This window comes from Dyella sp. NPDC103356, from assembly GCF_055584465.1.
Genome location: NZ_JBVJLZ010000004.1, coordinates 1 through 12,612, shown reverse-complemented (window position 1 = coordinate 12,612; position 12,612 = coordinate 1). Strand labels below are relative to the sequence as shown.

Sequence of the window (12,612 nt, the reverse complement as noted above, 5' to 3'; positions counted from 1 at the left end):
GACGCCATCCGTGATACCCGTTGACGAGGATGGTCCTTAACGAGTCATGGAGCAAACCGCAGTGCAGCATATGGCGCGGTGTGTCACCGGCGCTGTCCCGGAACAGCAACAGCGTTCACGGAAATTGCACATCGGGAACGTGTGTTTTTGCGTCTTTTCGGCGGCTTGAACTTGGCGCGCCTCTTGCCTGCATTAACGCATTGAAAGAACGCACCGAAAGCTTCCACACCTTGGGTAGCGCGGAGGGAGACTATGGCGGAGGTTCGGGTGGCGCAGCGGCTGGCCAATCCGGCCGACGTCGTGTGGGCGCTGATCGGCGATTTCGGCGGTCTGCATCGCTGGCATCCGCTGGTCCACGGATTGGACCTTTCCTGGGAGGGGCGCATCCGCACCTTGCATTACGCCGACGGCAGCCGCGCGGTGGAACGACTGGAAACACGCAGCGATGCGAGCCGTCGTTACGTCTACGCGCTGGTCGACGGTGCCCTGCCGATGCTCGACTGCCGCGCCACGCTGCAGGTCAGCGCGCGCAAGCAGGGCTGCACGGTGATCTGGTCTAGCGTGTTCGAACCCGTAGGGGCCACCGAATCGGTCATCGAAGACGCCTTACGCAACCTCTATATGGAGGGCCTGGCAGCGCTCGCTGCCGCCCTGGATGGCTGACACGCGGTAAGCTTTCCGTACAATCCCTCAATCCAGCGCCGTCCCGGCGCGTTCTTGGAAGGATAGGGATTGAACATCGCGCCTAGCATCGAACTGCGCATACTCGACGAACGTCTGCGCACCTGGGGTCTGCCCACCTATCAAAGCGACCAGGCTGCCGGTATCGATCTGTTCGCCTGTATCGACGAACCGCTGGTACTGGCCCCCCAGGCGCCCTCGGTGTTGATTCCTACCGGGCTGGCCATGCATATGAATACCCACGAGTTCTGCGCCCTGGTGCTGCCGCGCTCGGGCCTGGGTCACAAGCGCGGCCTGGTGATGGGCAACGGCACCGGGGTGATCGATGCCGATTACATGGCCGAATGCTTTGTCAGTGTGTGGAACCGGAACCCACCGCGCAGTGGCGTCGGGGGCGAGGATGCGAGCATTACCATTCAGCCGGGGGATCGTATCGCTCAAATGTTGTTCGTGCCGATCGTGCGCCCGGCGTTTACGGTCGTGGAATCGTTCTCGACGTCGAGCCAGCGGGGGCTGGGCGGCTTCGGATCCACGGGCGTGAGCTAATCTTGCGCGTGCGGGTGCGTTCGCAACAGTAAAACAGGTCGGCAAGCCGGCTAATCAAAGGGGGAGAGGCATGGCGAAAACCACGGTAAGCAGACGGATGCGCGCGCCCAATGTCGACTTGCGCGGTTTGCTGCCGTTGGCGGCCGGCACGCTGTTGATCCTGCTCGGCCTTTTCTGCGCCTGGCAGACCTGGCTGATCGCCGACGAGGACGGCGCCAAGGAGCGCCTGCATGCGGCGCAGAACGAGGCGGTGCAGAGCCTGCAGGGCGAAATCGCGATCGAGCGCGGCAAGATCCAGCAGGCGCTGACCGGTATCGACCCGTCCGTCGACCACGATCTGCTGATCGCGCAGCTGCATCAGGCACTGCCGCAAGCGACACGGATCGAAATCTATTCCGGCAGCCTCGACGAAGTCGTGCACGCCGACTATCGCCAGTTCGGCTACGGCAAGGCCGCTCAGTTGCTGGCCGCGCAAACGGCCGATGGCCAGACCTTGATGCAGACCGTGTCCGACGGTTCCGCGCGTCAGCTCACCCTGGTGTTGCCGCTGGGGGCGCCGGCCAAACCGCGTGCGTGGGTATGGCTGGCCTTTCCCTTCTCGGGGCTGCAACAACGCTTCGAGTCCATTCGGGTACCCGACGGCAGACTGGAGCTTCATCAGGAAGACGACCGTATCGACCGCTCCTTATTGGCAAGCGGAGCCCGCAGCGGGGAACGCGAAGTGCTCGGCAAGCCCGTGCCCGGCAGCGCCTTCAGCGTGGTTGCCGCGGTACCGCAAGCTTATGTCGTCTTGCCGCGCTCGGCGCTGCTTTCCGGGTTGCTGGCGCTGTTGGGCATCGTTGGCGGCGGTTTCCTGCTGTGGTGGCGTAGCCGCCCGGAACCGGAGATAGCGCCAGAAGAGCCAGAAGAGTTGCCTTTGCCCCCCGTGGTCGAAAACAAGCCCGAATCGCCCAGGCCTGCTGCTCGCCCCGCACCCAAGGCGCCGCCTGCGCCGGCAGCGGTGGATCCGACGATTTTCCGCGCCTACGACGTGCGCGGCGTGGTCGGCAAATCGCTGACCCGCGATGTGGCGCGCTTGCTCGGCCAGTCGATCGGCACGGTGATGCGCGAGAAAGGCCTGCGCGAAATCGTGGTGGGTCGCGACGGCCGCCTGTCCGGTCCGGAACTGGCCGGCGCGCTGGCCGACGGCTTGCGTGAAGCGGGTATCGACGTGATCGATATCGGTGCCGTACCGACACCGGTGGTCTACTACGCCGCCTACCGTTTCAATACGGGTAGCGGCGTGGCGGTGACCGGCAGCCACAATCCGCCGGACTACAACGGGTTCAAGATCGTGGTCGGCGGCGAGACGCTGTCCGAAGGCGCGATCCAGGATCTGTATCAGCGCATTGCCGGCAACCGGCTCGAAAGCGGCGGGCAGGGCGGCATCCGTCATATCGACGTGGTACCGGACTATATCGAGCGCATTACGTCGGACGTCCAGGCCGAGCGTAACCTCAAGATCGTCGTCGACTGCGGCAACGGCATCCCCGGCGCCGTGGCGCCGCAGGTGCTCGAAGGCATCGGTTGCGATGTGATCCAGCTCTATTGCGACGTCGACGGCAGCTTTCCGAACCATCACCCGGACCCGTCCGATCCGCACAATCTGGAGGACCTGATCCTTGCGGTGAAGCAGACCGGTGCCGACCTGGGCATTGCCTTCGACGGCGACGGCGATCGTCTAGGCGTGGTGACGCGCGATGGCGAGATCATCTTCCCGGATCGCACGTTGATGTTGTTCGCGCGCGATGTGCTGTCGCGCCAGCCGGGTGCGACGGTCATCTATGACGTCAAGTGCACCGGCCATCTGCGCGGTCAGATTCTCGACGCCGGTGGTAGTCCGATGATGTGGCGCACCGGGCACTCGCTGATCAAGGCCAAGATGCGCGAGACCCATGCGGAACTTGCCGGCGAGATGAGCGGCCATTTCTTCTTCAAGGAGCGCTGGTACGGCTTCGACGACGGTATCTATGCGGCCGCGCGCCTGCTGGAGATTCTTGCCGGCGACCTGGAAGAGCGCACGCCCGAAGCGATCTTCGCGACGCTGCCCAAGGGCGTGTCCACGCCCGAGCTGAAGATCGAGATGGCCGAAGGCGAGCATTACAAGTTCATGGACAAATTCCGTCAGACCGCCACCTTCGGCGACGCCACGCTGACTACCATCGATGGCGTGCGCGCGGACTGGCCGGATGGTTGGGGTCTGGTACGTGCGTCCAACACCACGCCGATCCTGGTGTTGCGTTTCGATGCGGACAACCCGGCAGCACTGAAGCGAATCCAGAATGTCTATCGTGAGCAACTGCTCGCGGTAAACAAGGATTTGAAGTTGCCGTTCTGAGCATAAAGCCGATAGCGGTATCCAGAGGTACCGCTATCGGCTCAAGTACCTGCCCTGTCAGCGATCCCGCGATAGCGTCGCGGCGATAACTTATTCGCCGCGGTCTTTTTCCGCGGCGGCCTTTACCTGGCGGTAGTGCGCCATCTGTTCGACCATCCTGGTTTCGGCGGCATCGCGCGTGGTTTCCTGCTTGAGCAGGACATCGCGTTGACCGGCGACCACATTGCGTTGCTTGGCGATACTGTCGTTGAGCGATTTGGGCACGGGCTGCTTGGCGCGTTCGGCTTCGCCCGCGCGTGCCAGCAGATCGGTCAGCGCTTTTTCCTGACTATGCAAATTGATCTTGGTGGTGTTGATCTGCTGGTCGATGGTGTCGAGGTTCTGCTTCAGAGAGGCTTGATAGGCTGCCTCCGAGCTGTACGCGGCGAGCATCTGGCTGTCGCTGCGCGCCTGGTCGTCGGCCGCTTGTTTCGCAGCGGCGTTCTGCGCTGCGATTTTCTGTGCGGCCGCGCGTTCCTGCGGATTGAGCTGGCGATCGACGTGCCCGACCGTCAGGCCGCGGTCGTTGACGATGTCATAGCCGTATTTCATCGCATCCGCGCTGAGGCTGTCGCTGTAATGCGGCAGGCCTTGCGCGTCGGTCCAGCGATAGCGATAGGCGCTCTGGTTCTGTTTTTGCTGAGCGAGCACCGGCGCACTGACCACGGCGGCGGCAATCGTGATGGCGGCAAAGATCGTTCGCATGCGTGTCCCCTTGGATCGCAGCCAGTATAGCCATCGGGATGAAGGCCGACCTACCTCGTCGCTGGCGGTCGGCCGTGGCTTGTGACGCGGTTCAAATCAGCCTGCGACGCCGTAGCGCTCGCGATAGGCCATCAGGCGCACGTGCTCGGCCGCCAGCTCAGGGCGCTCGCCGGCATAGGCCAGGACATTGTCCAGGCCGGTAATGGCGATCACCGGGATGCCGAATTCGGCGGTAACTTCTTGTGCGGCGGACAGTTCGCCCTGGCCGCGTTCCTGCCGGTCCAGCGCGATCAGCACGCCGGCGGGTGTGGCGCCCTGGGCACGGATCAAGGCGAGCGACTCGCGCACCGCGGTACCGGCAGTCATCACATCGTCGACGATCAGGACGCGACCCTTCAGTGGCGCGCCGACCAGGACGCCGCCTTCGCCATGATCCTTGGCCTCCTTGCGGTTATAGGCCCAGGGCAGATCTTTCTGATGGCCGTCGGCCAGCGCGATGGCCGTGGCCGCAGCCAGGGCAATACCTTTGTATGCCGGGCCGAACAACATGTCGAACGCCACGCCGGAATTGACCGCGGCCGCCGCGTAGGAACGTCCCAGCTGGGCCAGTGCCGCACCCGAATCGATGCGTCCCATATTGAAGAAATACGGGCTCTGGCGACCCGATTTGAGCGTAAATTCGCCAAAGCGCAGCACATCGCGCTGCAAGGTGAGTTCGATGAAGTCGCGCTGGTAGTCGTGCACGGATGGTCTCGCCGGAAGTGGAATAGTCAGGCGCGTAGTTTACGCACTAGCAGGTGCTGCGGCCCGGATCGCCCGCCCAGATGCAGTTCGCCGGTATCGACAAAGCCCGCGCGCAGGTACAACGCCAAGGCCGTCGCATTGCGGCAATTGACGGTAAGAACGAGTGCCTCGATCGCAGGGTGCCGCGTTTCCACGTCGTCGATCACCGCGGTCATCACCGCGCGGCCCCAGCCACGGCCTTGCCAATCCCGGTCGATAAAGAACGAACGCAGGCCCAAGGCGGGATAGTCCATGTCGTGCCCGGCAATGCTGCGCACGCTTTCTTCGAGCCGGTAGAAGCCGATCGGCTCGTCTCCCAGCAGGATCGCCATGGGCTCGCTGCCTTCGCATACAAGGGAATCGGCCAAGGTCACGGCAACCGGGCTGACGAACTCGTCCTGATCCGGCCGTACGCGCAGCTTCAGGAGCTCGGCGTGCAACGGCGGTTCGGCGAGCATCACGCGGATGGCAGGGGGGCTGGACATGGTTGGTATGATGACGCATTCCTTTGTGATTGCAGGAGAGCGTGCATGCGCATCATCAGCCTCAACGCCAACGGCATCCGTTCGGCCGGCACCAAGGGCGTGTTCGAGTGGTTGCGCAAGCAGAAGGCCGACGTGGTCTGCCTGCAGGAAACCAAGGCGCAGGAAGACCAGCTCAGCGATCCGATGTTCCGGCCCGATGGACATCATTGTTTCTATCGCGATGCGAGCAGCAAGAAGGGCTACAGCGGCGTGGCGATCTACGCCAAACGCGAGCCGGACGAAGTGCGTACCTCACTGGGCTGGGAGCCGTTCGACAGCGAAGGGCGCTATATCGAGGCGCGCTTCGGCAATCTCAGCGTGGTATCGCTTTACGTCCCTTCCGGTTCGTCCGGCGACGAACGCCAGCAGTTCAAGTTCAAGGTGATGGAATGGATCACGCCGATCTTCGACGAGTGGCTCAAGAGCGGCCGTGACTACGTGATCTGCGGCGACTGGAACATCGTCCACACCAAGAACGACATCAAGAACTGGAGCTCCAACCAGAAGAACTCCGGCTGTCTTCCGGAAGAGCGCGCGTGGCTGGATCTGCTGTTCCAGCAGCGCGGCTGGGTCGACAGCTTCCGTGCGATCAAGCCGGACGCGGTCGAATACACCTGGTGGTCCAATCGTGGCCAGGCGCGTGCGAACAACGTGGGTTGGCGCATCGACTACCAGGTGGTGACGCCTTCCTTGCGCGATCGCCTGAAGTCCTGCTCGATCTACCGCGACGAACGTTTCTCCGACCACGCGCCCTATATCGTCGACTATGCCGACTGAGCCGGCTGCGAAGCCCAGCAAGCCTTCGATCTGGCAGGCGTTTACCCAGCCTTCGGCGTGGACGATGGCGTTCCTCGGGTTTTCCTCGGGCCTGCCGTTCCTGCTGGTCGCCGGCACGCTGGCGTACTGGTTGAAAGAAAACGGCATCGTGCTCAAGGACATCACGATGATCGCCAGCGCCGGCATGACTTACGCGTTCAAGTTCGTCTGGGCGCCGTTGCTCGATCATTGGCGGTTGCCGGGTTTTGCGCGCCTGGGACAGCGGCGCGGCTGGCTATTGTTCGCGCAGCTATGCGTCACCGCCGGTCTGATCGCGATGGCCTTGCTTACGCCGGCCCAGCTTCCGCTCTTTGTTGCGGCCACCCTGGTCGTGGCGTTCTTCGGCGCCACGCAGGACATCGCCGTGGATGCGTACCGTATCGAGATCGCGCCGCTGGAGGCGCAGGGCGCGCTGGTGGCGACGTATTCGCTCGGCTATCGCATCGCCCTGATCGTAGCCGGCGCGCTTGCCCTGATTGCGGCCGATCACTTCCCCTGGCGTGTGGTCTATCTCGGTATGGCGGTGGCGATGCTGATTCCGATCGCCACTACCCTGATCGCGCGCGAGCCCAAGGTCCTGCGCACCGCGCCACGCAGCTGGGGCGAGGCGATGCGCGAGAGCATCGTCGCCCCGTTTGCCGATTTCTTTCGTCGTTACGGCTGGGCGCTGGCCCTGGTCACGCTGGCCTTCATCCTGTTGTTCAAGATTCCCGAGCAGGCCACCATCGGTGGCGTCATGAGCCCGTTCTACCGGGACATGGGTTTCGACAAGACCCAGATTGCGACTGTGACCAAGATCTACGGCATTTGGATCGGCATCGTCGGCACGTTTATCGGCGGCGCGGCGGTGGCTCGCTGGGGCGCATGGCGCCCGCTGGGCGCGGCGATCGTCCTGGCCGGTGCCAGTAACCTCTTGTATCTGTTCCTGATTGCCCATCCCGGCAATATCGTGGTGCTGACCCTGGTGATCTCCGGGGAAAACCTGACCTTAGGTGTGCTCGGGCCGCCGACCGTGGCCTTCCTGTCGTCGCTGGTCAACAAGCAGCACACGGCCACTCAGTACGCCTTGTTGAGCTCGATGGTCAATTTGCCTGGGAAACTGCTTGGCTTTTTTGCCGGCGGCATCGCCATGGCCACCGGCTACGGCATGTTTTTCATCATCACGGTGCTGTCGCTGCTGCCGGCCGGCGCGCTGTTTCTTTATTTGTGGCCGCGTTACGACGACAAGCTCAAAACCGGCTAAAGGGCGCTTGCATACCCCACGCCCACCTGTGCCACCATGTTGCCCACAGGGGCCCAGTCAGTTACGCGGGGCAGAGTCGTGCCGGATCTCACCATACGCCACATCGACAGCCTGATGGCCGACCGCATCAAGCAGCTGGCCAAGGAGCGTCAGTGGTCGATCAATGACGTGGTGCTGCACGCGCTGCGGCATGGCCTTGGTATGGCCGTGGCCGGCAATGTGTTTGCCGAGACGATGCTCGATCCGGGTGACCTGACTATCTTGAGCGGGCAATGGGATGCGGAGGAGAAAGCCGCGTTTCAGGAGGCCGTGCAGGCATTGTCGGTGGCGCCGTCGAGTACGTTGGCGGAGAAGTAGTCGATAAGTCTTCTGATGAACCACCTATTTTGTAGGAGCGACTTGAGTCGCGACCAGCCGTGACGTAACCGTGGGTCGCGACTGAAGGGAGCCTCGAAAAGCCTCAGTTTTTACAGTCATCCCGGCGAAGGCCGGGATCCATTCCTCAGTTGCCGCTTGTCAGGCAGCCTGTGGCAAGTATCAGCGCTGAGGAATGGATTCCGGCCTTCGCCGGAATGACGAATAGGGAAGGTTTTTAGAGGTTCTCTGAAGTCGCTCCTACAAACTAAGGGCGGCTTATTCTCTTGGCGCAAGATAAACAGCGCCAAGCACCCGCGCCCCACGCGCCCCGGTAACCACCGGCAAATTCCCCGGCAATCCCAGCAATCGCTGCCGAGCCAGCCAGGCAAACGCCGTGGCCTCCAGATAATCCGGATCGACACCGAAAGCGGCCGTGCTTTGCAGCGCGCAGGGTGACAGCAGTTCGGCAAGCCGACGCATCAGCGCACCGTTGTGCACGCCGCCGCCGCAAGCCAGCACATCCACCGCATCGGGCGCATGGCGTTTGATCGCATCGGCGACACTACGCGCGGAAAGCTCCAGCAAGGTGGCCTGGACATCGGCCACCGATAAACCGGCGACGCGTGCATGCGTGTCCAGCCAGGCCAGATGAAAATGCTCGCGCCCCGTGCTCTTGGGTGGCGGCAATGCAAAATACGGATCGGCCAGTAACGCATCGAGCAATGCAGCGTCCACGTGCCCGCTTGCCGCGAACGCGCCATCGCGATCGAACGCCGTGCCGCGATGACGCAGATGCCAGGCATCCATCAGGCCGTTCGCCGGCCCGGTGTCGAAGCCGAACACCTCACCGTGCGCTCCGAGCACGGTGATATTCGCAATACCGCCCAGATTGAGCACCACCCGGCATTGTCCCGGCACCGACAACAACATCGCGTGGACGGCAGGCAACAAGGGCGCGCCCTGGCCGCCTGCGGCGACATCGGCACGGCGGAAATCAGCGACCACATCGATGCCGCAGCGCTCGGCGATCACCGAGGCGTCGGCTACCTGCAGGGTAAAGGGCTGCGTGCCGGTCGGGCGGTGACGCAAGGTCTGGCCATGCGAGCCGATGGCCCGTACGGTCGCCACGTCCACGCCGCTTTGTCCGAGCACCGCCAGCGCGGCATGCGCGAACTGCTGCCCGATAGCGACATCGAGTCGTCCATAGGCATCAAGATCCAGCCGCTCTTCATCCTGCGCCACGCGCAGAATGCGTTCGCGCAGATCGTCAGGCCAGGGATGGGTGAGTGCGGCGACAAGCTGCGGGCGATCGTTTTCGAAGCGAACCAGCGCGGCGTCGATACCGTCCGCGCTGGTGCCGGAGATCAGCCCAAGATAGAGCGATGAAGCGTCATCCACGTGCTTAAGCTTAGTCGTCGTTGCGCGACGAGCTGCCGACGCGGGCCATCTTCATGTTGGCGTCGAGCGTCTTCAGGCGAGCCAGCTGCGGCTGCACGACCTGCGCCTTGAACTTCGCCAGCTGTACGCCGCTCATCGGCTCGGGCTTGGGCAAGGTGACCGACTGCGGGTCGCGCTGCTCGTTGTTGATGCGGAATTCGTAATGCAGATGCGGGCCGGTGGCCAGGCCGGTCATGCCGACAAAGCCGATCACCGCACCCTGGGTCACGCGTTGGCCGACTTTCTCGTTGGCGAACTTCGACATGTGACCGTAGGCGGTGCTGATGCTGCCGTTGTGCTGGATGATCACGAAGTTGCCGTAACCGTTCATCCAACCCTTGAACTTGATCACGCCATCGCCCGCGGCATGGATCGGCGTGCCGGTCGGCGCAGCATAGTCCACGCCCTTGTGCGCGCGCATCTTGCCCAGGATCGGGTGGAAGCGCGCGGCGCTGAAGGTGGAGGAGATACGCGTGAAATCGACCGGAATACGCAGGAACGACTTCTGGATTGGACGGCCATCCTCGCTGAACCAGCCGTAGTTGCCGTCGTCCTTCTTGAAGCGATACGCGGTGTAGCGCTTGCCCTGGTTGACGAATTCGGCCGCGACGATGTCGCCTTCGTGCAGATAGGCGCCGTCGCGATACACGTCGTCGTAGACGAGGGTAAAGCTGTCGCCTTCGCGCAGGTCCTGCACGAAGTCGATGTCGTATTTAAAGAGTTCGGCGAGCTTGAGCACCATGGCGTTGCTCATGCCAGCCTTGGAGCCGGCGGCGAACAGCGAGCTGTCGATCACGCCGTGGGCGATATGTTCGCGACGCTCCACTTCGCGCGTCTGCGCGACCATCGTGGGCTTGGCGCCATCGAAACGGACCGTTGCGCGGCTGCTTTCGTCCTTGTCGAAACGAATGCCCCTGAGGCTGCCGTCGCTACCGAGCAGAAAGTCGAATTCCTGGCCGGGCTTGATGTTGTGCAGCGCCTTGGCATCGCCGGCCTGGTCCACCACGTGCTGCAGGTCGGTCAGGCTCAGGCCCTGGCTCTGGAAGATGTCGGACAGGGTCTGGCCAGGCTGCACCTGCACGATGTGCCAGTCTTCGACGGTCGGGGTCTGATGCACCACCGTATCGGCCTTGGGCAGGGCCAACGGCAGCAGGGAATGGGCGGCCGGAACGGCCGGCGGGCGCATTGCACTCGCCCATGCGGGAATGATGAAACCGGAAAGCGCGGTAATCAGCACGGCCGTGCCGGCGAGGACCCAGCGCTCACGATGCCAATGGATCGGCTCTTCGCTGTGGTGACCGAAAGACCAATGCGAGACACGTTCGTAAAAGTGAGAGTGACGGCGCTGCGCCTTGCGACGAATGGCTTCTTTTCGCGCCGCGCGCGCGATCTTGCTGCCCTCACCCATGCCCTGTATGCCCCGCGGTACAAATTATGTAATGCCGCGTACCATAACGGCCCTGTGCAAACGGCGTCAACGCCTTTTCGATCAAGGGTTTGCGCTATGTTTTGGGTTAACGCACAATTAACCCTATTCACCTTCGTGATCGCGCCGGCGCCCGCCAGCGCGCCGCGTTACATATAGAGGACACCATGAACGAGCTCGACCAGGCGCTGGCCACGATTGCGCGCGGCGCGGACGAAATCATCAAGCAGGAAGAACTGGTCGAGAGGCTCAAGCGTGGCCGGCCGTTGCGGATCAAGGCGGGCTTCGACCCGACCGCGCCGGATCTGCACCTGGGCCACACCGTGCTGCTCAACAAGATGCGCCAGTTCCAGGATCTGGGGCACCAGGTCATTTTCCTGATCGGCGACTTCACCGGCATGATCGGCGACCCGACCGGCAAGAACGTGACACGCAAGCCGCTCACCCGCGAGGATGTCCTGGCCAATGCCGAGACTTATGCCGAGCAGGTCTTCAAGGTGCTGGACCGCGACAAGACCGAGCTGCGCTTCAACTCGGAGTGGTTCGGCAAGATGACCGCGGCCGACATGATCAAGCTGGCCGCGCAGCACACCGTGGCGCGCATGCTCGAGCGCGACGATTTCGCCAAGCGCTACGCCGCGCAGCAACCGATCGCGATCCATGAGTTCCTCTATCCATTGGTGCAGGGCTACGACTCGGTCGCGCTTGAGTGCGACGTCGAGCTCGGCGGTACCGACCAGAAGTTCAACCTGCTGATGGGTCGCGCGCTGCAGGAGCACCACGGCCAGCCGCCGCAGATCGTACTGACCATGCCGCTGCTCGAAGGCCTCGATGGCGTCAACAAGATGTCCAAGTCGCTGGGCAACTACATCGGCATCAACGAGCCGGCGATCGATATCGTCACCAAGACGATGAAGATCGGCGACGACTTGATGTGGCGCTGGTTCGAGCTGCTCAGCTTTGACGTGTCGCTGGAGGAAATGGCTCGGATGAAGCAGGACATCGCCAGCGGCGCGCTCAATCCGCGCGACGCCAAGATGCGCCTGGCGCGCGAGCTGGCCACGCGCTTCCACGATGCCGCGGCGGCGGAGCAGGCGATTGCCGGCTGGAACGCAGTGGTGCGCGGGGAGGGCGACACCAGCCTGTTGCCGCTTACCGAAGTATCCGTGCCCGCGGAAGGCTTGCGTCTGGCCGCGCTGTTGAAGGCTGCGGGTCTGGCGTCGAGCAACAGCGAAGCCAATCAGAAGATCAAAGAGCGCGCCGTGCGCATCAATGCGGAAGTGGTCGAAGACGCGCAGCGCGTATTCGTGCCCGGTTTCGAAGCGGTGCTGCAGGTTGGCAAGCGCAACTTTGCGCGCGTGTTGCTCAAGTAAGTAGCACTGATCCATGGGGTGCGCGACGTGTGTGTCGCGCGCTTCGATGCTTGTGTCTTGTGAGAACAAGCGCTTAGCGAAGCAAGTGAAAAAAATTCGAGAAATTTTCGAAAAATCGCTTGTCAAAAATGGGGCCCCTCCCTATTATTCGCCTCCCGCCGCAGCATCCCCTGCAACGGCAACTCCCCCGCTGAAATTCATCTTCTTCAGGGTGTTGACGGACAGGAAAAACGATGTAATATGGGCGGCTCACTCGGGACGAAATGTTCCGAAGCGGATCGAGAAATCGGACGCAAGTGATTGAG

General features: G+C 62.8%; 12 protein-coding genes. 7 read left to right on the top strand and 5 right to left on the bottom strand.

Translation table 11 applies throughout. The annotated features are described in order from the left end of the window. Window positions 1-252: 252 nt before the first annotated feature. From ACZ6WW_RS10015 to ACZ6WW_RS10005, 3 genes are all read left to right on the top strand, one after another. Window positions 253-663, top strand: a complete 411-nt coding sequence (locus tag ACZ6WW_RS10015) for an SRPBCC family protein (RefSeq protein WP_465274065.1) — start codon at window positions 253-255, stop codon at window positions 661-663. Window positions 664-738: 75 nt separating this feature from the next. Then, entirely contained in the window at window positions 739-1,227 is a 489-nt protein-coding gene (gene dut, locus ACZ6WW_RS10010; RefSeq protein WP_465274493.1) for a dUTP diphosphatase, read from the top strand. Between the two features lie 70 nt (window positions 1,228-1,297). Then, window positions 1,298-3,604: a phosphomannomutase/phosphoglucomutase gene (locus ACZ6WW_RS10005; protein WP_465274064.1), complete on the top strand. Its 2,307-nt coding sequence runs from the start codon at window positions 1,298-1,300 to the stop codon at window positions 3,602-3,604. Between the two features lie 90 nt (window positions 3,605-3,694). Here the strand turns inward: ACZ6WW_RS10005 and ACZ6WW_RS10000 are convergent, their stop codons facing one another. The 3 genes from ACZ6WW_RS10000 to ACZ6WW_RS09990 all read right to left on the bottom strand — a co-directional run bounded on the left by ACZ6WW_RS10000 (window position 3,695) and on the right by ACZ6WW_RS09990 (window position 5,616). After that, a complete protein-coding gene (locus ACZ6WW_RS10000) occupies window positions 3,695-4,348 on the bottom strand; it encodes a DUF4124 domain-containing protein (protein WP_465274063.1) in 654 nt (217 codons plus the stop codon). Between the two features lie 96 nt (window positions 4,349-4,444). Then, on the bottom strand, window positions 4,445-5,092 hold the full coding sequence (gene pyrE, locus ACZ6WW_RS09995) for an orotate phosphoribosyltransferase (RefSeq protein ID WP_465274062.1): 648 nt from the start codon (window positions 5,090-5,092) through the stop codon (window positions 4,445-4,447). Window positions 5,093-5,118: 26 nt separating this feature from the next. Then, the gene (locus ACZ6WW_RS09990; protein WP_465274061.1) at window positions 5,119-5,616 is read right to left on the bottom strand and encodes a GNAT family N-acetyltransferase; all 498 of its coding nucleotides are present in this window, start codon (window positions 5,614-5,616) and stop codon (window positions 5,119-5,121) included. 45 nt (window positions 5,617-5,661) lie between these two features. Here ACZ6WW_RS09990 and ACZ6WW_RS09985 point away from each other — a divergent pair, with 45 nt between their 5' ends. From ACZ6WW_RS09985 to ACZ6WW_RS09975, 3 genes are all read left to right on the top strand, one after another. After that, entirely contained in the window at window positions 5,662-6,432 is a 771-nt protein-coding gene (locus ACZ6WW_RS09985; protein ID WP_281851370.1) for an exodeoxyribonuclease III, read from the top strand. Next, the gene (locus ACZ6WW_RS09980; protein WP_465274060.1) at window positions 6,422-7,714 is read left to right on the top strand and encodes an AmpG family muropeptide MFS transporter; all 1,293 of its coding nucleotides are present in this window, start codon (window positions 6,422-6,424) and stop codon (window positions 7,712-7,714) included. The genes ACZ6WW_RS09985 and ACZ6WW_RS09980 overlap by 11 nt, the downstream gene beginning before the upstream one ends. 78 nt (window positions 7,715-7,792) lie before the next feature. Continuing rightward, window positions 7,793-8,071: a hypothetical protein gene (locus ACZ6WW_RS09975; protein WP_281851371.1), complete on the top strand. Its 279-nt coding sequence runs from the start codon at window positions 7,793-7,795 to the stop codon at window positions 8,069-8,071. A gap of 276 nt (window positions 8,072-8,347) precedes the next feature. Here ACZ6WW_RS09975 and ACZ6WW_RS09970 read toward each other — a convergent pair whose 3' ends face one another. Next, window positions 8,348-9,469: an anhydro-N-acetylmuramic acid kinase gene (locus tag ACZ6WW_RS09970; RefSeq protein ID WP_465274059.1), complete on the bottom strand. Its 1,122-nt coding sequence runs from the start codon at window positions 9,467-9,469 to the stop codon at window positions 8,348-8,350. Between the two features lie 10 nt (window positions 9,470-9,479). After that, window positions 9,480-10,916 (bottom strand): OapA family protein, encoded by a 1,437-nt coding sequence (locus ACZ6WW_RS09965; RefSeq protein WP_281851373.1) that lies wholly within the window; start codon window positions 10,914-10,916, stop codon window positions 9,480-9,482. Window positions 10,917-11,101: 185 nt separating this feature from the next. On the opposite strand from ACZ6WW_RS09965, the gene tyrS reads away from it, so the two are divergent. Beyond that, window positions 11,102-12,307 carry a tyrosine--tRNA ligase gene (gene tyrS, locus ACZ6WW_RS09960; protein WP_465274058.1) on the top strand — a complete coding sequence of 402 codons (1,206 nt, stop codon included), beginning with the start codon at window positions 11,102-11,104 and terminating at the stop codon, window positions 12,305-12,307. Window positions 12,308-12,612 lie beyond the last annotated feature (305 nt).

Excerpts from the sequence above, each read along its gene's own strand:
- ACZ6WW_RS09990 (WP_465274061.1), bottom strand. The coding sequence starts at position 5,616 with ATGTCCAGCCCCCCTGCCATCCGCGTGATGCTCGCCGAACCGCCGTTG.
- ACZ6WW_RS10015 (WP_465274065.1), top strand. The coding sequence starts at position 253 with ATGGCGGAGGTTCGGGTGGCGCAGCGGCTGGCCAATCCGGCCGACGTC.
- ACZ6WW_RS09980 (WP_465274060.1), top strand. The coding sequence starts at position 6,422 with ATGCCGACTGAGCCGGCTGCGAAGCCCAGCAAGCCTTCGATCTGGCAG.
- ACZ6WW_RS10005 (WP_465274064.1), top strand. The coding sequence starts at position 1,298 with ATGGCGAAAACCACGGTAAGCAGACGGATGCGCGCGCCCAATGTCGAC.
- ACZ6WW_RS09985 (WP_281851370.1), top strand. The coding sequence starts at position 5,662 with ATGCGCATCATCAGCCTCAACGCCAACGGCATCCGTTCGGCCGGCACC.
- tyrS (WP_465274058.1), top strand. The coding sequence starts at position 11,102 with ATGAACGAGCTCGACCAGGCGCTGGCCACGATTGCGCGCGGCGCGGAC.
- ACZ6WW_RS10000 (WP_465274063.1), bottom strand. The coding sequence starts at position 4,348 with ATGCGAACGATCTTTGCCGCCATCACGATTGCCGCCGCCGTGGTCAGT.
- ACZ6WW_RS09965 (WP_281851373.1), bottom strand. The coding sequence starts at position 10,916 with ATGGGTGAGGGCAGCAAGATCGCGCGCGCGGCGCGAAAAGAAGCCATT.